The sequence below is a fragment of the Termitidicoccus mucosus genome (assembly GCF_038725785.1).
Taxonomy (GTDB): Bacteria; Verrucomicrobiota; Verrucomicrobiia; order Opitutales; family Opitutaceae; genus Termitidicoccus; species Termitidicoccus mucosus.
The window spans coordinates 721,657-741,546 of the sequence record NZ_CP109796.1 but is presented as its reverse complement, the minus strand read 5'-3'; the positions used below and the strand labels follow the sequence as shown (position 1 = coordinate 741,546).

Annotated in this window: 15 protein-coding genes; 5 read left to right on the top strand and 10 right to left on the bottom strand. The window is 63.2% G+C overall.

The genetic code is table 11. The features are described 5' to 3' along the window. Positions 1-100: 100 nt before the first annotated feature. Positions 101-1,393: an MFS transporter gene (locus OH491_RS02545; protein ID WP_068769467.1), complete on the top strand. Its 1,293-nt coding sequence runs from the start codon at positions 101-103 to the stop codon at positions 1,391-1,393. A gap of 50 nt (positions 1,394-1,443) precedes the next feature. Here the strand turns inward: OH491_RS02545 and OH491_RS02540 are convergent, their stop codons facing one another. From OH491_RS02540 to OH491_RS02525, 4 genes are all read right to left on the bottom strand, one after another. After that, positions 1,444-4,545 (bottom strand): glycoside hydrolase family 2 TIM barrel-domain containing protein, encoded by a 3,102-nt coding sequence (locus OH491_RS02540; protein WP_334319165.1) that lies wholly within the window; start codon positions 4,543-4,545, stop codon positions 1,444-1,446. Between the two features lie 231 nt (positions 4,546-4,776). Beyond that, positions 4,777-6,393 (bottom strand): sialate O-acetylesterase, encoded by a 1,617-nt coding sequence (locus OH491_RS02535; RefSeq protein WP_342750847.1) that lies wholly within the window; start codon positions 6,391-6,393, stop codon positions 4,777-4,779. A 217-nt stretch (positions 6,394-6,610) separates the two neighbouring features. Beyond that, positions 6,611-7,042 (bottom strand): hypothetical protein, encoded by a 432-nt coding sequence (locus OH491_RS02530; protein WP_342750846.1) that lies wholly within the window; start codon positions 7,040-7,042, stop codon positions 6,611-6,613. Continuing rightward, positions 7,011-9,305, bottom strand: a complete 2,295-nt coding sequence (locus tag OH491_RS02525; protein ID WP_342750845.1) for a hypothetical protein — start codon at positions 9,303-9,305, stop codon at positions 7,011-7,013. The genes OH491_RS02530 and OH491_RS02525 overlap by 32 nt, the downstream gene beginning before the upstream one ends. Positions 9,306-9,497: 192 nt before the next feature. Between OH491_RS02525 and OH491_RS02520 the strand changes: the two genes are divergently transcribed. Next, a complete protein-coding gene (locus tag OH491_RS02520) occupies positions 9,498-10,604 on the top strand; it encodes a LacI family DNA-binding transcriptional regulator (RefSeq protein ID WP_068769471.1) in 1,107 nt (368 codons plus the stop codon). A gap of 21 nt (positions 10,605-10,625) precedes the next feature. Here the strand turns inward: OH491_RS02520 and OH491_RS02515 are convergent, their stop codons facing one another. Then, positions 10,626-11,759 (bottom strand): DNA alkylation repair protein, encoded by a 1,134-nt coding sequence (locus OH491_RS02515; RefSeq protein ID WP_068769472.1) that lies wholly within the window; start codon positions 11,757-11,759, stop codon positions 10,626-10,628. Positions 11,760-11,957: 198 nt separating this feature from the next. Further along, a complete protein-coding gene (locus OH491_RS02510; protein WP_068769847.1) occupies positions 11,958-12,968 on the bottom strand; it encodes an MBL fold metallo-hydrolase in 1,011 nt (336 codons plus the stop codon). Positions 12,969-13,168: 200 nt separating this feature from the next. Here OH491_RS02510 and OH491_RS02505 point away from each other — a divergent pair, with 200 nt between their 5' ends. Continuing rightward, positions 13,169-13,432, top strand: a complete 264-nt coding sequence (locus tag OH491_RS02505) for a hypothetical protein (protein WP_068769473.1) — start codon at positions 13,169-13,171, stop codon at positions 13,430-13,432. A gap of 9 nt (positions 13,433-13,441) precedes the next feature. Here the strand turns inward: OH491_RS02505 and tatC are convergent, their stop codons facing one another. From tatC to OH491_RS02490, 3 genes are all read right to left on the bottom strand, one after another. Next, complete coding sequence (gene tatC / locus OH491_RS02500; protein WP_145928646.1) at positions 13,442-14,251, bottom strand: twin-arginine translocase subunit TatC; 810 nt, start codon at positions 14,249-14,251, stop codon at positions 13,442-13,444. A 136-nt stretch (positions 14,252-14,387) separates the two neighbouring features. Next, positions 14,388-15,764 (bottom strand): glutamate--tRNA ligase, encoded by a 1,377-nt coding sequence (locus OH491_RS02495; RefSeq protein WP_068769475.1) that lies wholly within the window; start codon positions 15,762-15,764, stop codon positions 14,388-14,390. Between the two features lie 230 nt (positions 15,765-15,994). Beyond that, positions 15,995-17,017 (bottom strand): adenosine kinase, encoded by a 1,023-nt coding sequence (locus tag OH491_RS02490; RefSeq protein WP_068769476.1) that lies wholly within the window; start codon positions 17,015-17,017, stop codon positions 15,995-15,997. Between the two features lie 202 nt (positions 17,018-17,219). Here OH491_RS02490 and OH491_RS02485 point away from each other — a divergent pair, with 202 nt between their 5' ends. Further along, a complete protein-coding gene (locus tag OH491_RS02485; protein ID WP_068769477.1) occupies positions 17,220-18,002 on the top strand; it encodes a TIGR00282 family metallophosphoesterase in 783 nt (260 codons plus the stop codon). 62 nt (positions 18,003-18,064) lie between these two features. Here OH491_RS02485 and ilvE read toward each other — a convergent pair whose 3' ends face one another. After that, the gene (gene ilvE / locus OH491_RS02480) at positions 18,065-18,931 is read right to left on the bottom strand and encodes a branched-chain-amino-acid transaminase (RefSeq protein ID WP_068769478.1); all 867 of its coding nucleotides are present in this window, start codon (positions 18,929-18,931) and stop codon (positions 18,065-18,067) included. A 151-nt stretch (positions 18,932-19,082) separates the two neighbouring features. Here ilvE and OH491_RS02475 point away from each other — a divergent pair, with 151 nt between their 5' ends. After that, on the top strand, positions 19,083-19,829 hold the full coding sequence (locus OH491_RS02475) for a sulfite exporter TauE/SafE family protein (protein ID WP_145928647.1): 747 nt from the start codon (positions 19,083-19,085) through the stop codon (positions 19,827-19,829). Positions 19,830-19,890 lie beyond the last annotated feature (61 nt).

Genomic DNA, 19,890 nt, shown 5'->3' with positions numbered 1-19,890 from the left:
CCGTAGCCGCTCCGTTTTCATGGGATTGCGCGCGCCGCGGGCACGGCAAGGCTTCTCGGGACTTGCCGGGACATGCCTCCAGCCGTCAGACAGGTGACCGATGAAAACCTCCGGCGCCCTCGAAGCGCAATCCGTTCAGTCAGATGCCGCCCGTCCGGACGCGGCGGCCCCGTTCGCCGGGCCGCCGCGCGCACAGGCCGGGGGCACTGCTTTCACCGTGCTCGTCGCCCTCGGCGTGTCGCACATGCTCAACGACATCATCCAGGCGCTGATTCCGTCGATCTATCCCATGCTCAAGCGGAATTACGCCCTCGATTTTCACCAGATCGGAGTCATCACCATGATCGCGCAACTGGCGGGCTCCATCTTCCAGCCCGTCGTCGGGCTCGTCGCCGACCGCAAACCGCTGCCCTACTCTCTTCCCGTCGGCATGGCGATCACGCTCGGCGGGCTGATCCTGCTCGGCGTGGCCGGCAGCTACGGCATGCTTCTTGCCGGCGTGGCGCTGTCGGGCATCGGCTCGTCGATCTTCCACCCCGAGGCCTCGCGGATCGCGCGGCACGCCTCCGGCGGAAAGTTCGGGCTTGCCCAATCCCTTTTCCAAGTCGGCGGAAATTTCGGCGGCGCGCTCGGGCCTCTGCTCGCCGCCGCGGTCATCACGGCGCGGGGCCAGGCGCACATCCTGTGGTTCACGTCGCTGGCGCTGGCCGGCATCGTGCTGCTGACACGGGCCGGCGCCTGGTATCAACGCAGACTCCACGCCATGCGCGCCGAAACCGCGCGGCCCGGCGTCCAAATCCCCGCGGGCAAACCTGTGCGGTCGCTGGGTGCGCGCGCCATCGTCCGCGCGCTTGTCGTGCTGGTGGTCCTGATTTTCTCCAAGCAAATCTACCTCGCGTGCATGACGAGCTACTACACGTTCTACATGATCGAGCGGTTCGGCGTGTCGGAGCAACTCGCGCAAATCCTGTTGTTTGTATTCCTGTTTTCTGTCGCGGCGGGCACGTTCATCGGCGGCCCGGTGGGGGATCGTGTGGGCCGCAAGATTGTCATCTGGGTTTCGATTCTCGGTGTCGCGCCCTTCACGCTCCTGCTGCCGCACGCGGGTTTCGCGCTGACCATCGGCCTGACCGTCATCATCGGACTCGTGCTGGCGTCGGCGTTCTCGGCCATTCTGGTCTATGCGCAGGAATTGATTCCGGGAAAAGTCGGCCTGATCGCGGGCCTGTTTTTCGGTTTTGCGTTTGGCACGGCGGGCATCGGTTCCGCCTTGCTCGGCGATCTCGCGGACAAAACCGGCATCGGTCACGTCTTCCTCCTGTGCAGCTTTCTCCCTCTGCTCGGTATCGTGACCATGTTCCTGCCCGACACACGAAAGCCGCGCGGCCCATGAGGACATGGCAACCAGGCCGTCCATAGGGCCAAATCTATTTCGCAAAGGCGTCAGCTTCCACCCAGACTCAAACCGTCCAGCATCGCGGGCAGGATGATCTCTCCCGCGCTCTCCGCATCGGGATGCACGCCGTCGGGCACATGGCGCGCAAAGTCATCCGGATGCCCGCGTTCGTAACGAACCCAGTTGGCGTGATGATCGATCAACCGCAATCCGCGCGCGGCGGCCACCTCGCGGACTGATTGATAATATTCGTCCAGCCTTCCGCGATAATGCGGATGCTTTGGCGCGCGTTCGCGCACCGCGCCGCCGACCGGATTCATTGTCATCAGAAAGATCTCCGTGTCCGGGTTCGCCGCGAGGATGCGGTCGATCATGGCCTCCAGATTCGCGCGCGCGGCGGCGACGGACAATTTCGAGCGCGCTGCGGAATCGTTCATGGAAAACTCGATCGCGACCGCGTCGGGCTTGCGCGAAAGCACGCGCTCGGCGAGATTTTCCAGCCCCCACGCGGAGTTCATCCCGCCCTTGGCGGCGTTGATGACACTGGCGCGGCTGCCGTAACGCGCTTTCAAAACCTCCGCCAATTGCGCCGCCCAGCCGCCTTTCGAGGCGGTCAGGCTGGTGCCGTAAAGCACCAGTGTTTGCGCCTTTCCCGCGTCGAGGTTTTGCGCCAGCCGCGTCGGGCGTTTTTCCGGCCAGACCGCCGGCCACTCGCCCGGCCCGGGCTGAAACTCGATGATGCCCACCGTCGCATCCGTGTGCTTCGCCCATGCCTTCATCCGCAGGAAACGCAGCGTGCGCGCCGGAAATGTATATAAACACGGACGCCCGGGACGCTCCTCGCGACCGCGCGCCAGTTCCTCGAATTTCACCCCGTCCAGGCTGCCTTCGAGCACATACTCGATTGTGCGATTATATCCATACCACCAGAGGACCGACGCCGATTGCAGCTCGCGCGCCTCCGGCAGTTCCAGTGTCAACTGAGGCCGCGCCTCCTTGCACGAAGCCGTCCATGCGGTGTGGAATTTGCCATCAATCGCATTCTCCGCCGCCGGAGCCGCGGCGGTCGCGACAATGCCGGACGGCGCCCGCGGCGGTAGCCTCGTCCATGCGCACGCATCCGTGATTTCCCGTCCGCCGCGCCGGGCTCGGGCCGACACCGCGTTCCGCCCCTCGTCGAGCGGAACGCCCTCCCACTGCGCAATTTTATACGCCCCGGGCCTTTTCACGCCCTGGCTGCGGCCGTTTATGAACAATTCGACCTCGTCGCAATTGCTATAAACCTTCACCGTGGTGGCGGCCACCCGCCGCTCGGTGAACCGGCGGCTGGTTATATAAACCATCGGCTCGGGATTCCAGTTGGCCTTGTAGAAATAATATGCATCCTTCGCCACGCGCCGGTCGTAAGTGACGATGCCCTTGTCGAGATTGCCGGGCCGGTCGCCCTCGTCGCGGCTGGGGCACGCGAAGTCGAACATGTTCCAGACAAACGAGCCCCACACGCCCGGCGTCTCGTTGATTTGTTTATAATCGGCCTCGATGATCTGCGATTGATATTCCTCCGGATGCCAGGGGCTCAAATGATACGGACGCGGGCACGGCAGTTCCTCGTGATGCAGTATGCTCGCGCCTGCACCGTATTCGCTCAACCCGATGCCGCGCCTCCCTCCGGAGCGCAGCCAGTCTTCAAACCACTCCGCGAGCGTGCGTTCGCCCGGATAATCATACCAGCCCGGGTAGGCGTTGAACGCCAGCAAGTCCGTCGTGCTTCTCAACGGCCCCTCCGGGGTGAGCCGGTAGGGCGCGGCCACGGTGAAGCGGTTCGGGTCCTCCGCCTTTGCGATCCGGTGAAGTTCCTGGATCAACGGCTCCCCCGCCTTCGCCACCGCCGGCACCAGTTCGTTATACAGGCTCCACATGGCAATCGAGGGATGATTGCCGTGCTGCCCGACCATCTCGCGGAACTGGGTGAGGACGTTTTGTTTGAATGCATCGGTGTCCTTTACATGATTGACCAGCGCCAGTTCCGCCCACACCAGCAGTCCTTCGCGGTCGCAAAGGTCATAAAAATAAGTGTCGTGCGGATAGTGCGCGAGGCGGACCGCCGTCGCGCCCATGTCCTTTATCAAACGCATGTCCTCGTCCTTGTCCTCCTTGCTGATGGCCCAGCCCTTGCCCTCGCGATCCTGGTGGCGGTTTACCCCGCGCACCGGATAGGGACGCCCGTTTAATATGATCCCCTTTTCATAATCATGCGTGATCGTGCGGAATCCCACCGGCTGCTCAACCGCGTCCACGACGAGGCCGTTTTGCCGTATCTCGATGCGCGCGGTGTGCAGATACGGGTCGCGCACGCCGTCCCACAGGTGAGGATTGGCCAGCGTGACGGTTTGTTTGTTTATGATGGTTTCGCCAGCGGGAACCACGGATATTTCCGACCGCCCGGCCAGTTTGTTTCCTGCCGCGTCCATCAGCACGACGCGCACCTCCGCATCCGCGCCGGACGGGCCTCCATTGGACACCAGCGCGCTCACCTCCAGCACAGCGCGCTCCCGGGTCGCCTCGATTTGGCGCAAATACACACCCGGCGACCCGAGATCCAGCGGCGACAGGCAGACTGTGGACGTCTCGATGATCTCGACCTCCCGGTAAATGCCGCCGGAAACAAGAAAATCACCGCTCCACGGCGCGATGTCGTCGAAGCGACTGTTGTCCGCCCGGACGCGCAGCACGTTTTTCGCCCCGCCACGCCTGACCCACGGCGTGATCTCAAAACAAAACGCGCCAAACGCCCCGCGATGCTGCCCGAGGTGCTCTCCGTTCAGGTAAACATCGGCGACCGTGCTCACCCCCTGGAAACGCACAAACACGCGGCGCCCCTCGCCTGCTTCCGGCAGGGAGAACTCCCGCGCATACCAACCCGGCCCCCGATAGTAACCGCGTTTCATGCCATCCTCCGCGTTCCATGTATGCGGAATCGAGACGGTCTGCCAGCCCGAGCTATCGGCATCCGGCGCGACATCCTGTTTTATAAAACGCCAATCCGCGTCCAGTATCGTCCGGACACGAGGCCCGCCGGATGACGAACCCTCCCCGGAAAACATATGCGCGCCAAGGCAGCAGAGAATACATGCGATTATGGTCTTCATGGTGCTCATTCCCCGGTTTGGCCCCGGTGTTTATTTCGATTTCCCGCCCGCCGGCCATGGCCAGTCGTCCGTTCGGAACGGATGGGCGGGCAGGTTTTCCTTGTTATATAAATTGAGATTTTCGGGATTGTTTTCCCAGGCATAACGCACCGCGACCGGGCCCGGCACATGCGAGATTCCAAGATGACGCTTTGCCCGGATATTTTCGCCGCAGCCGGAAAGAACCTCCGGTCATCTCCCGCAATTCGATTTCCCGCCCGCCGGCCATGGCCAGTCGTCCGTTCGGAACGGATGGGCGGGCAGGTTTTCCTTGTTATATAAATTGAGATTTTCGGGATTGTTTTCCCAGGCATAACGCACCGCGACCGGGCCCGGCACATGCGAGGATTCCAAGATGACGCTTTGCCCGGATATTTTCGCCGCAGCCGGAAAGAACCTCCGGTCATCTCCCGCAATCTCAAAGCCGCGCGGCGGCCCGCCATCCGTCGTCATCAAGCCGCTCCCGATGTGCCCGAACGAAACCACGGCCTTGCCGTCCCCGCAGGCGGCGTCGCGGAAAACAGGGCCGGACCAGACAAGGTTGCCCTCCCCGTAAACCAGCGCCCTTGCCGCCAGCGCCAGCCGCTCGCCGACCGGCGTTTTATTGCGCGGATGAATGTCCTTGGGATCGCCGGAATCAATTATGCAGACGAGCGCCGTTCCCGGAACGCTTTGCACAATCCGCTCCTGCTGCTCGCGCAAGAGCGGCCAGACATTGCCGTTTTTGAAATTTGGGAGCTGCACGATGAGAAACGGAAGCATGTCCGGCTGGTCCCGGCGCGCCACTCTCGCCCAGTCGGCGCACCAGCCATTGATCAGATCGGCCATCAAGGCCGCGTAATCCCCCACCCATTGGAGCGAACTGTTGTTCTCGCCCTGATACCACGCCACGCCGCGAATGCCGTAAGGCTGGAGCGGGGCAATCATGCCATTATACAGGCAGGCCGGGCGGCGCTTGCTTTCCGGTCCCATGGGCGGCTCCGGCGCGCGCGGCGGTTGTTTCTTTTCCTGTTTTGCCTTTTCGACGGCCTCCCGATGCTGCTCCAGTTTTTCCGCGTAAAGCTTGTTTTCAACCGGCAGCTTGTCCAGTTGCTCGCGATACCAGCGCCGGATGTAGGCGGCTCCTTTTCCGTTTTCAAAGGCGTCGTTGGGCAGCCAGGCGTGGGCGTTGGTGCCGCCGACGGACGATTGTATGAGGCCGATCGGCACGCCCGGTCTGGCCCTTTGCAATGCGCGGGCAAAATAAACCATCGCGGCGGAAAAATTTCGCAGGCTGTTGTTGTCCGAGGCCCGCCAGCGCGCGCCTCCGAGGTCGCGCCGTGGAGCATCGGATGCCGTCCACGCCATCTGGAATACGCGCACCTGGGAAAAATCTCCCGCCGCGATCTCCTTTTGCACGGACTCCCAGTCGTTCGTCCCGCCGGCGGTGACGCCCATGTTGGACTGCCCCGAGCCGAGCCATACCTCCCCGATCAGCACGTCCTCGACCAAGATTTCATTTTCCCCGCGAATACGCAGCGTCAGCGGGCTCGCGACGACCGGTTGGGCGGAAAGTTCCACCAGCCAGTTTCCCTCGCTGTCGGCGGACACCCCGCCGGAGGCAAGCGCCCCGAGAGAAACATGCACCTGCTCGCCCGGCGAGGCGGTTCCCCACACATAAATGGGCTTGCCATGCTGCAACACCATGTGGTCCGTGAAAAGCGAAGCCGGCGCAACCTTGGCTCCGGCATTCAACGCCAGACAAAGATACATGCAGGCGAATCCCCAATAGCCGGGCTTTCGCCATTTGCCGTGAATGATGGTTTTCATTGTTTGACGGTTGGTTTGTTTTATTGATCAGAAGAAAATAAAGAAAAACGAAGAATACATTTTTATACAGGCTTTCTCTGTTTGTCCTTCGTTTCCTTCTGTTCAAAATAATGGTTCGATTTTTTATCTCACACAAAGGCACGAAGGCACAAAGTGCCGGGAAGTGCGCTGTTATGATTCATTCCTTTGTGCCTTTGTGTGAGACAAATGGTTCGGCTTATTTAAGCAGGATTTGCCCGACGGGGGATTTTTCTTTTTTCCCGTTTTTCAACTCCACCTCGAACCAGATCGCGACCGGCTCGAAACCTTTCGTCGGCACCGTATATTCAAATGGATAGGACGCGTCCTCCATTTGCGCGACAGCGCCTCCGCCCTGTCGATAGTTCAGCGTGCAGCGCGCGATTTCACGGTCGTTGTCCGGGATATAAGTGTAAATCCGCGCGGGTTCATTCGGCCCGAGCAGCAGGCCGACGGCGCGCGCGCCGCGCCAGTCGAGTTCGCAATGGCTGCCGCTCCCGGGCAGGCGCGGGCCGCCTTCGCCGACCATTTCGCGTTGGAATCCGACCTGCGGAGTCACGCCACGAAATGACACCACGGTCAGTCCCTCAGGCTCCACGTCAACGCCGACGCTTCCGGCGGTGTTGAGCACGCCGGCGGTTTTGTGTCCCGCGGCGTCGCGCAATTCCACGGTCACCTGCTTGACGTTCGCGGGCCAGGGAACAAGCGCGGGGTTGAGGCGCACCTGCGCGGTCACGCGCTGTTTGCTTTGGTTGGCGAGCGCGATGTGGAAACTGTTTTCGCCGCGCGCCGATATAGTTTTCGCTCAAAGGGCGCTCGGGAAAATCCGGCTTCTGGTAGGCGGTCGTGCGCGCCGTGTTGATGTGATAGCCGGGAAAGGTGGTGTAGCGCCCGATAATCGCACTGCGCGCGATGTCGTGCAGGAACGCGTCGCCGGTCTTCTCCGCGATGCGCATCATCCAGGGCGCGTAGCACGCGAGCAGGATGCCGCGATGCCCGCGGCTGGTGACGGATGATTCGGGTGTGAGGCCGATTTCCGAAACCTGCCACGCGGGCACGGTCTCCGGGGCGATCTTTATGCGTGTATATTGCCTTTGCTTGCTGCTCTTGCGATACGAGGGGGCGTAACCGTCCTCGTTGACGGTCACGTCGCCGCCGGGGATGCGCGGCGCCATGTGCGTGAACTGCGCGTAGATGCGCGCGCCGTCGTGCGCGGCGTCGAGGAAACGGCTTTCGCCGGTCTCCTCATAGAGTTCATATAACTCGATCCATTGCGCGGTGTAGGAGGTCCAGAAAAACATGCCGCGCGAGTCGGGGTCGTCGAAGGTGCGCTGACGCGTGAGGACGCGCTTTTTCAGATAATCGTCGGCATCGCGCACGGCGCGCTCCAGCCATTTTTTGTCGCCGGTGGCGCGATAGAGCGCAAGCGAGTTGGCCCAGAATTCGCCGCGCAGCGGGGCGTTCAGATTGATGCTGCGGGTCAGGGGCTGAAGCTTTTTAGCGATTTGCAGCAGGAAAGGCGCGCGCCTTCCGGTCATGGCGTAAAGCGTGGCGTATTCGTTGAGCGGGGCGCCGTCGCCGCCGAGACGGGTGGAGACCCCCTGCCCTTTCGCGTCGAGATGGATCGAGTAGAGGAAACGCTCGCGCGAAATGAAATATTCCACCTGCGGATACACCAGGTTCTCGTAGATCTCGCGGCTGTCGGTGACGAGCGCGACGGAAAGCGGGTGCAGCGCGGAGACGTTTTTCACCGAGCCCGGCACGTCGGTGTCGTAGGCGAAGCCGCGCAGTTCCCGGTTGAAACGCGCGTATTCGCTGAGCCCGTAGGCGACGGTGTTCTCAAACGCGGTGTTGAGCGAGCCGAGGATATTGCGGCGGATGTCGCCGAAACCATACACCCGGCGCGCCTGCTCCTCGACGGTGGCGCTCAACGTTTTGCCCGAGACGATTAACCGGCTGGTGAACGCAAACACGCCATCCTTCGCGAGCCTGGAGCCCGCGCCGCCGAGCACGGGGGCGAAAAGCATCGGCTGCGCCTGCCCGGCCTGATTGCGCAACGCCACGCCGAAACGGGAGTTGTCCAGGTTCGGCAGCGGCTGAAAGGGGAACTCTTGCGGGTCCGCCATCACGCCCGTCGTCACGCCTCCTTTCGACACCAGTGTCGTCGCCAGCGGGCAGCGGAACGCCGGCTCCAGATACGAATCCTCGGGGAAACGGCGTTCGGTATAAATCAACGGTTGCCAGAGTTCGTCGAGTTCGTCGGGAGAGCACGACGGCGCGCCCACATAACCGAACGACCACCAGCCCGCCTGTTTTACCCGCGCCGATAATTTCAGCAGCGGCGGCGTGCCATCCCCGGACAATTCCAGCACCGCCTCCAGTGTCACCTGGTCGTTTTCGGGAAACTCCCACGTGACGCGGCCGGCGCCGGCCTCGCCGGTCTTGCGGGTTGCGTTGGCGCGCAAATAGGTGAGTTTGCCCGCCTCGAACAAATTTGCGGTGCGGTCCGAACCGTAGCCGCGGTCGGAGTCCGGGTCGTAGCCGTCGGCGACATGTCCGGTGTTTTTCGCCGCCTTCGAGGCCGCGCCCCACGTCAGCACGTGATAGGACGAGCCGGTGTCCTCGCCCGTCAGCCCCTTGTCCTTGAATTTGCCAAAACGCGTCGTGAGATTCGGATTTTTTTCCGCATGCAGCACGGCGAACACCGGCGCGAACACCGCGCGCCCGCCGTCGGGCGAGACGACGAGGACGTCGCCGTTCGGAGCGACCGTCATCGTGTAGTCGGCGGACGCCGCCGGTGACGCCAGCGGAAAAAACAGGCACGCCGCCACGACGCGCAGCGCAAAACGGAGCATATGGGGGGCGGGCTTGGCGAGTGGTGAGGCAGGGATCATGGCTGGGAGAAAAAGCGACAGGGAGGGAACTTGAGGCGGACGAAGACGCCGCCGTCGGCGAGGCAGTGCCGACGCGAAGCATCGGGACGGAGAGGGAGGCAATGCTGCGAGCAAAACCGTATTCCCGGTGTTTTCCATCCGCGATCAGGTCAATAGTTGACCTTTTCAAAACATTTCCCACTGTCCTCCCCCATGCCCCAGACAACGACGGTAAGCATGAGGGAAATCGCCGCGGCGGCCGGAGTATCCGTTTCCACCGTTTCGCTTGCCTTGCGCAATAGCTCCAAGATCTCCGCCAAACGCCGTGACACCATCCTGAAGCTGGTCGAAAAAATGGGCTACCGCAGCGATCCGCGCATCTCCGAGTTGATGGTGCATCTGCGCTCGGCCCGCGCCGACCGCTCGCCGTCCAACATCGCCTTTGTCATCCCCGAGCTTACGCGCGACCAGGTGCGCCACTACAGCCCGATCCTTTGCATGCTCGACGGCGTGCGCGAGATGGCCGACGCGGTCGGCTTCGAGGTGGACGTGTTTCATCTTGCCGACCCGGGCATGAACACGAAACGCCTGCGCTCCATCCTCATCGCGCGCGGCATCCGCGGCGTGATCATCGCGCCGTTTGCCAGCGGGGTCGCGGAAATCGACTTCGACATCAGCGGCTTCTCCGTGGCCACCGCCGGCTACAGCATCGTGAAACCCCGCCTGCATCGCGCCTGCCCGCACTACCAGCAGATGATGGACGAGATGCTGGAGACCTGCACCGAGCTGGGCCACCGCCGCCTCGGGCTCGTGATGACCTACAACGAGGGCGGCATCGGGCACAAGCTCTTCACCTCGTCGTTCCTTTATTACCAGTCGAAAATCCCCGAGTCCGACCGCATCCCCATCCTGCCCAAGCCGGAAATCTCGCCCGTGCACCTGCGGCGCTGGCTCGATACTCACCGGCCCGAGGTCGTCATCAGCGCGGCGAGCGTGTATCACCTGCTGCATGACATCGGCGTGAGCATTCCGCAGGATGTCTCGTTTGCCAGCATCGACCTTTCGGAGCCGCCCACCGACGCCGCCGGCGCCGACCAGCGCTACCAGCTCGTCGGACGGGAGGCGCTCACGCTCGTGCTCAGTCAGCTCAACCTCAACCTCACGGGCGAGCCCGACGACCCTCGGGTGCTGCTCGTGGACAGTCATCAGCGCGAGGGCTTCTCGCTCGTTGCGAAAAACAGCCGTCCGCTCCGGAAGAAAAAGATCTTCACCCCGCACCGCCAACCCACCACGCCGGCGTTCCTCGGGTTTCTGCATTGAGGCGCGGCCGCCCCGCGCACGTCATCGCAGCAGGTCAAACCAGCCGCCGGCGAGGCGCTCGCCGTTCACCAGCACGTCGATGACGTGCCGTCCGGGATGATGCGTGCGTGTGGTAAAATTCTGGATACTCTGGCTCTTTGCGATCTCCGCCGCCGCGCCCGCCGCGAGCGTGAATTCCTTCAACTTGAAGACCTTCGCCGACGTTCCGCCGCCTTTCTTGACGTAGTGCACCGCGTAATCGACCACCAGCCGCTGCGCCTTCCGCGCCGCTGATTCCAGTCGGAACGAAAACGCGACGCGCCCGCCCAGCCTGACCGAGGGCGGCTCGACGAGAAAGCCGCTGATGCGCACCCGCGGTTTTTCCCCGGCGCCGACAACCGCCAGCGCCTGGCGGTCGCCCTTTTTGATCAGCGTGCGCAATGCCCGTTTCACGATCCAGGCCGTGTGCGGATCCTCCAACGGCCAGCCTGCGATGCGCCGCAGCACCCACTCGGGATGGTCCTTCGTGATGTCATTGAGGTGGTTGCCGACGGATTTCCGCACATACAGGCTCGGATCGCTCCTCAGGTTTTCGAGGATCGGCGCGACCGGCGACGGATCGGCCACGAGCGCCTCCAGTCGGAATGACCACGGCAGGCGCGGGCGGCAGCCCTCGCTCGCCAGCCGCCGCACCGCCTCGTCCCCGTCGCGCGACCACGCCTCCATCACCGCCAGGGTCCGCCGCAAATCGCGCCGTAAAAACTCGCGCACTGCAAATTCCGACGAACCGAAGGTCGTGAAAAATTTCAGCGCATCCATCGACACCTCGAAGTCACCGCGCCCGTGGCCGTATTGCGCGACGAAATCCGGCCAGACCAGCGCCGCGAATCCCGGTCCGGTCCTCGGCGCGAGTTTTTTCAGAATGCCAAGCGCCTTCCGGAAATCCTGGGGAAGCGTCGCGCGCAGCGCCTCCGTCATCCGCCGCAATCGCTGCATCAAGGAAAGCCGGTCGAGCCCGTCCAGGGAAAAGGCGAGGAATTTATTCGCATCGAATCGAGGCGCCAGCCGCGCCGCTTCCCGGGCCACCGTCCGAAATCGTCCGGCATCGAACAGCGTGTCCTTGAGCGCGGGGTTTTTGGTCGAATCGGAATCGTCGGATGCGTGGTCGTCAGCCATGCATCCACTTTTCCGGCAAACAATCCCCGCGCAAGCCCGGACCGCTTGGCGCGCTCTGCATCCGGATCATAATAAAACAAACCAAAAATTTGAACAAAAGGAAACGGAGGGAACGAAGAGGACAGTATAATAAAAAGGTCTTCTTTGTTCCCTCCGTTTCCTTCTGTTCAAATTTTTATCTTTGGTTGATCGGCGGTGCTATCCCGCCGCAGTCAACTCGTCGTAGGCCACGCCGAGGTTGCCCTGCAAACGATTCGGCGCGGGCTGGTGCCAGTCGCGAAAACCGGGGAGGTTTTCCAGCGCGCAGATTTCCTCGCGCGAGGCTCCGGCGGCGATCTGTCGTTCCACATGGGCGAGCAGGGCCGACAGATAATCCCGCATCGGCGCGAGATCGTCGCGCGTGCCGGTCACGCCAAAGGCCGGATTCGCGTGGCCGAAGATGTAGATCGCATCCGACGGATATGCCTTCGCGGCATTTTCCAGCACCGAGATCCAGCCGCGAATGCTCGCCCCGCCCGGACGGTCGATCACCGGATAAAGGCGGTTGAAGACAAGGTCGCCCATGTGCACGACATTGGCATTCTCCAGCACCACGATGATGTCGCCGCCGGTGTGCGCCGGGCCATGATGGCGGGCGCGCACCGTCTCGGTCCCGAGCGCGGCGCTCCATGTCTCGGCGAAAAGCGTGTCGGCGTAAACCTGCCGGTCGAGCGTCGGCGGCTGGGCGCGCGCGGCGGCGGCGCGCTGGAGCGCGGGGACATTCTCGTGCGCGACGATGGTTTTCGCGACCGGCTTGAAAACCGGGTTGCCCGAGGTGTGATCGCCGTGGTGATGCGTGTTGACCACGACATCGAGCCCGCGTCCCTCCCGGTCCGGCAGTCCTTTGAGGCAGGCCGCGGCGGTATCGGGGAATTGGGTGTCGATGACGGCGAGGGCTTCTTCCGACACGAACCAGCCGATGGTGCCGCCGCGTCCGTTGAACACCCCCGCGCCTCGCCGCAGCGGGACAAAACCGGAGCCGTTCGCGGCCGGCGCGGGCCGGGCGGGGGGCGGCGGCGCCGGCGGCAACGGGAGCGCCTGCGCCCAAAGGCGTTCCCGGGCGAACAGCCCGAATGCGGTGGCGGCAAACGCGGAGGTTTTCAGGAAGGAGCGGCGGTCGAGCGAGGGCGCCGGGGACGCCGCGGAATGGCTGCGGATGCGTGTGTTCATGGCGGGAGGAGGGATTGAGTTGCCGGGAAGTGTATGGGAAAACGCAGGGGAATGCGCGTGGGTTGCGAAAAAAGAGGCGTCAAGAAACCGCGAAAATCGGGAGGTCAGGCGCGCCTCGTCGTGGGAAGGGCCGGACATCTTCCTGTCTACAGGGGCAAAAGGATTGGACAAGCCTGCACGGTTAATTTCTTTTGCACGGCATGGCTTTGCCCGAATCCGAATACAGGCCCGACTTTCCGCTCGTGACCCGCGCCACCCTCATTGCCGACGCGGTGCTGGTGCCCGCTTTCTTCGCGTTCATGTATTGGCTGGTCAGCGGCCACGTGCCGTCCAGCGAGACCCGTTTCGTCGTGCTATGGGGCGCGGCCGGGGCCGCCTGCCTGACGGGCGTGTTCTGGCTGGCGCTGCAAATGCTCCGGGTCATGTGGCGCGCGCAGCGCAACGCCTCCAAAAAGCAGCGGTAAATCGCGGAGCTAGAGCTCCCCCGCCTCCAGTCGCGCGGCGCGTTTCTTTTCCATCCGGCCGCCGACAAAGATCGCGATTTCAAACAGCGCATAAAGCGGCGCAGCGAAAATGGTCTGCGTAAACGGGTCGGGCGTGGGCGTGATGATCGCCGCCACAATGAAAATCACGACGATGGCGTGACGCCGGTATTTGCGCAGCGTCGCCGTCGAGATGAAGCCGAGATAAACCAGGAGCAGAATCAGCAGCGGAAACTCGAACGCCACGCCCACGCCGATCACCAGCCAGCTCAGCGTGCTGTAGTAGCTCGCTGGCGTCCAAATCGGCGGGTCGAAGCCGAGCAGGTTGTTCAACTCGAGGGAGATTTTCAGTGTGCTCGGCACCAGCAGGAAAAAACTGAACGACGAGCCGGCGAGGAAGAGCAGCAGCGACGAGAAGCACACCGGCAGCACCATGCGTTTCTCCGTCTTTGTGAGCGCCGGCCCGACGAACTGGCCGAGGAAAAAAAAGAAAAACGGCATCGCCGGCAGCAACGCGCCGAGGCAGCAAAGCTGGATGACGATGCTGAACGCCTCCGTCGGCGTGCGCCCCGCCATTTCAAACTTCATCTCCGGCATGGTGTGCCTCACCCACTCCAGCGGCCAGAGCAGCGCGGCGTTGAACTGCTTGAGGAATATGCCGATCGCGATGGCAAACACCGCATACACGATGACGCATTTGACCAGCGTCCAGCGCAATTCCTCCAAATGCTCGAAGAACCCCATCGGTTTCTCTGTCGGGTCGAGTTCGTCTTCGTCTGAAAAATCGTCGGGTTGTTTCACGGGTTTGCGCGGAAAGGAGGTTCGGTTTTTTATTGAACAGAAGGAAACGAAAGGAGCGAAGAATACCTTTTATGATTATGGTTTTCTTTGTGTCCTTCGTTTCCTTCTGTTCAAATTAATGGTTCGGTTTTGGTTGTCACAGGGTCGCGGCAAAACGGGCGATGCGCGCCAGCACGCGCTCGCGGCCAAGGACCCGGAACATGCCGGTGAGACTCGGGCCGACGTTCGTGCCGGAAACCGCCAGGCGCGCGACGGCTTGATAGTCGCCGAAGCCGAGTCCTTTGTCCACGGCGAGCTGCTTGATGGTCTCCTCGATGGCGGTGTCGCTGGAAAAATCGGCGGTTTGCAGCGCCGCGCCCAGTTCGGCGAGGCGGGCCTTGGGGTCACCCTTGGCCAGGATTTTGGCGCGGGCTTTTTCGTCGGTGGCGTAATCCTCGGCGAAAAACCAGGCGGTGTAGGCGGGCAGGTCTTCCACGCCCTTGATTTTCGGCTGGCAGAGCAGGAGCACCTCGCGGAGGTAGGCCTCGTCGGGCAGGCCGCCGGGGAAGGTGTTGTGGCGGGCGAAATAGGTCTTCGCATGCGCGACGAATTTGTCCGGCGGCAGTTCCAGCAGGTAGGCCATGTTCATGTGGGCGAGCTTGCGCTCGTCGAAGCGGGCGTTGCTCTGGTTGAGGCCGGGGATGTCGTAGCGGCGGATGATCTCGTCGATGGGGAGCTTTTCCACGTCGCCGCCGGGATTCCAGCCGAGCAGGCAGAGGAAATTGACCAGCGCCTCGGGCAGGTATCCACGATTCTGATACTCCTCGACGAGCGCGCCCTGGTCGCGCTTGGACATCTTGCCGGGGCCGTTTTGCTTGAGGATGAGCGGAATGTGGACGTAGCGGGGGACGGGCGCGCCAAAGGCATTGAACAGCTCGACGTGCTTGCTGGAGTTGGAGAGGTGATCCTCGCCGCGGATGACGTGGGTCATTTTCATCGCGATGTCGTCGATGACATTCACGAGATGGAACACGGGCGTGCCGTCGGAGCGCACGACGACGAAGTCCTCGTCCTCGATGCGCTCGACCCGTCCGCGCAGAAGGTCGTCGATGACAGTCGGGGCGGCCTTGACCTTGGTGACGGTTTTCTTGCGGTGCTCGTCGTAGGTTTCGTAGCGCTCGCCGAGGAGCCTGAACCAGAGCGCGCCGTCCTTCTCGTAGAGGCGTCCGGTGCTTTTCAGTTTCTCGATGTAGTCGCGGTAGATGTCGTTGCGTTCGCTCTGGCGGTAGGGGCCGTAGTCTCCGCCGACGCCGGGGCCCTCGTCCCAGTCCATGCCGAGCCAGCGCAGGCTGTCGTAAATGACGTTGAGGAACGTCTCGCTGTTGCGCTCGTGGTCCGTATCCTCGATGCGGAGGACAAAGGTGCCGCCGGTGTGGCGGGCATAGAGCCAGTTGAACAGCGCGGTGCGGGCGCTGCCGATGTGGAAGAAACCGGTGGGACTGGGTGCGAAACGGACGCGGACTTGGTTGGACATGGTTGAAGGCGAACGTTGTGCGGCAGAACGGGCGCTGTCAAAGCCTCGCGTAACGCCCGGAGTGACAAAGAACGGGGGGCGTCACGATGCGCCGGAGTTCCGCCAAAAAACTCTTTCTCTTGGCAGACTGTCGCTTCGCTCGAAACCTCTTTATCTTTCTCTTTTCCCCTCGCGCCGCGCGAAACCCAATCGCTTGAGAAAGAATAAAGATAAAGAGGAAAGAGAAAGAGTTAGGACGGGAGATGGGCGGCGGCTTTGGTCGCGATGGCGGGCCAGTGTGCGGCGGGGATGAGCGGACCCATGTGGCGGACGGTCTCGGCACCGAGCAGCGAGGCGAGTTTGCCGCACTCGGGCAACGGGCGTCCGCGCAGCCAGCCGGCCAGGAATCCGGCGGCCCATGCGTCGCCGGCGCCGTTCGAGTCGATGGCGTCGGCCACGGAGACGGGCGCGATGCGATGCAACTCCTTTCCGCGCGCGATCCACGCGCCGTCGCGGCCGAGTTTCACGGCGGCGACTCCGCCAAAGGAGGCGAGACGCCGGGCGTGCGCGGCGTAGTCGGCGGCGTCCTGCGCGTCGGGGAAAAGCGCGCGGATTTCGTCTTCGTTGGCAAAGACGACGTCGATGCCCCGCCCGAGTTGCGGGAGCAGCCAGTCGCGCGCGCCGCGCACGACCTCGAACGAGGCCAGATCGAGGCTGATCGTGCAACCGGCGGCGCGGGCGGCATTGACGATGGCGTCGGCGAGGTCGCGGTTGAACACGACAAAGCCCTCGATGTGCGCATGGCGGGCGCCGGCGAAATCGGCGGGCGTGATTTCCGAGGGCGAAAGCGTGGCGTGCGCACCGAGGCAGGTGCGCATGGTGCGCTGCGTGTCGGGCGTGGTGAGGTTGAGGCAGCAGGCGTTGGGGAGCAGGCCGCGCTTGAAACGGCCGGTGCCGACGGCGGCGGCGGCGAAGCGGGCGCGGTAGTCGTCGGCGAGGGCGTCGTTGCCGAGCTTGCCGACGAAGGCGGTGCGCAGGCCGAGGCGGGCGGCGTTGTAAGTGGTGTTGGCGGCGGAGCCGCCGTTGGTGATGGCGGGCGGCAGGGGCAGTTTGCCCACGAGCCGTCTCATCTCGGTCGCGTCAATCATGACCATGCCGCCTTTTTCCCCGCCGGCCTCGGACAAAAACGAATCGGGCACGGAGGCCACGAGATCCATGATGGGCGCGCCGACGCCGACAAGGTCGAGGATGGGATTTGCTGGTGGATTGGGCATGATGTCGTGAAGTGGTTCGTCGCTGTTTTCTTAACCAAAAAACTCACCACAAAGGCACAAAGAGCACAAAGCAACCAAACTTAAACTCCTTTGTGATCTTTGCGTCTTTGTGGTGAATTCTTCCATCGGAGCTTTTTCTGTTTTCAAAAAGAGAACGGTTTTTCCGATTGCGCCCCGGCGCGGAGCGCGGCTGTTTCGGGGCATGCTGAAGCTGTTGTTTATCGGAGACATTGTCGGGAAGCCCGGCCGCGAAATCGTGATCGGGAAACTCGCCGGGTTGCGCGCGGAGCTGGGGCTGGATTTTGTCATCGCCAACGCGGAAAACTCCGCCGCCGGCGCGGGCATCACCGGCGCGATCGCACGGACGTTGCTCGATGCGGGAGTGGACGCCATCACGCTTGGCGACCATGTGTGGGACCAGAAGGGTTGGGAAACGGAAATCATCGGGCTGGCGCGCGTGTGCCGCCCGGCCAACCTGCCCACGGCGTGTCCGGGGCGCGACCACATCATTCTGGAGGCCAAAGGATTTCGCCTCGCGGTAAGCACGATGCTCGGACGGCAGTTTCTGGGCATGAAGGCCGAGTGCCCGTTTCTCGGCGCGGATGCCTTGCTGGCAAGATTGGGCGGACAGGCGGACGGTTTTTTTGTGGAAATCCACGCGGAGGCCACGTCGGAGAAGCAGGCGCTGGGCTGGCATCTCGACGGCCGCGCGCTCGCGGTCATCGGCACGCACACGCATGTGCCGACGGCGGACGCATGCGTGCTGCCCGGCGGCACGGCGTTCATGTGCGACGCCGGCATGACCGGTCCCTATGCCTCGGTGCTCGGCCGCGAGGTGCAGCCGGTCATCGGACGCTTCCTCGACGGGATGCCGCGGCGTTTCGGCGTGGCCGAGGGCGATGTGCGGCTCTCGGCGGCCTTGGTGGAATTTGATCCGGAAACGAAACGCGCGGCCCGTTGCGAATTGCTGACGGCGCGGAAATAAGGACTGAAGGGCTGGAAAAACAGCCCCACCCACGTCCGATTCCCGGCTTGCCCTTCAGCCTTTCAAATCCGCGTGCCTTCGGTCAGCACGCGCTTGTGGAAGGCGGCAAGCACTTTCGCGAACACCGGGCCGGGTTTGCCGTCGCCGATTTCGCGTCCGTCGAGCTTGGTGATCGGGATCGTCTCGGCCGCGGTGCCGGTGAGGAACACCTCGTTGGCGTTCCACACGTCGTAGCGCGTGAGGTTGTCCTCGCGGATCGGCACGCCGATTTCCTTCGCGATGTCGAAGACCGCGCCGCGCGTGATGCCCTTGAGCGCGCCTTGCGTGGCGGAAGGCGTGATGATCTCGCCCTTGTGCACGATGAAGACATTGTCGCCGGTGCATTCGGCCACATAGCCCTGGTCGTTGAGCATGATGGCTTCGCGCGCGCCGAACTGCCGCGCCTCGATCTTGGCCAAGATGTTGTTGAGATAATTGAGCGACTTGATCGCGGGACTGAACGCCGCCGGATTCAGGCGGCGCGTCGGCACCGTGACGATCTCGAGCCCTTTGATGTAACACTCCTCCGGATAGAGCGCGATCTTGTCGGCGATGATGAAGATCGACGGCTTGGGGCAAAGCCACGGCGAAAGACCGAGGTCGCCGACACCGCGGGTCACGACGAGGCGGATGTAGGCGTCGGCCAGATTATTCTGGCGGCAGGTTTCGCAGGTGGCGTCGGAGATTTCCTTCCGCGTCCAGGGCATTTTCAGGAGAATGGCCTTGGCGGAATATTCGAGACGTTCCAGATGCTCCTCGAGGCGGAAGATGTTGCCCTGATAAAGGCGGATGCCCTCAAAAACCCCGTCTCCATAAAGCAATCCGTGGTCGAACACGGAGACCTTTGCATCGGCTTGGTCAACAAACTTTCCGTCGAGATAAATTTTCATAAAGGACCGAGCCTAGGAAACACGCGCCGCACTTGTCGAGTCTGCGGTCGTGCCGCGCCAAGATTCGGATGCGACTGGAAGCGATGCCGGCGCGCGACTCATTCATGGTTTGCATTGGACTCGCGGCGGCGCGCGGCAATCATCGCTCGCCATGAGTCTTGGCGATTACATCGGCGTGCTGCTGCTCGGGTTGCTGGGCGGCGGACATTGCGTCGGGATGTGCGGCGTGTTTTCGGTGGCCATTTCAGCCGGCGCGCCGCGTCCGCTGGTCGTCGTCTGGCGGCAACTCGCCTACCAGGCCGGCAAGGCCACCGCCTACGTGCTTCTCGGTGTGCTCCTGCTCGCCGCCGGCACGCTTGCCGGAGCGCGCGACACGCTCTCGCATGCCCAAAGCATCCTCGGCTGGCTCGCGGGCGCGGTGATGATCGCGGCCGGCCTCGCCTATGCGCTGGAAGTGCGCGGCCCCGCGCCGCTTGCCCGCTGGTGGCGCGGCAGCGCGGCGTGCGCGGCGCTCGCGGTGCTGTGGCGCTCGCCCTCGCTCGCCAAAAGCCTGCTCGCCGGATGGGTGAACGGGTTCCTCCCCTGCGGCCTGTCGTGGACCGCCCTGCTCTACCTGGCGAGTTTCGGATCGCCCACCGGACTCGTGGCCGGCGCGTATCTGTTCGGGCTTGCCACCATGCCGGGCCTGCTCGCGGCCGCATTGCTCGGGCAGCGAATCCATGCGGGCGCCAGGCGCTGGCTGGTGCGCGCGAGCGGCGTGGCGCTCGTGATTTTCGGCGTGCTTACGCTCGTCCGCGGCGAGCCGCGCGTCCACGCATGGTTCCACGAGCACTTGATGCCGGACGCCGGCGTTGCGGGCGCGCCGCACGAACACCACGAGCACCACGGACATCAATAAGGCCGCCCCGCAACCGGGAGCGCGGACGCGCCCCGCCTCCCTCCCCTCCTCGCCCAACAAA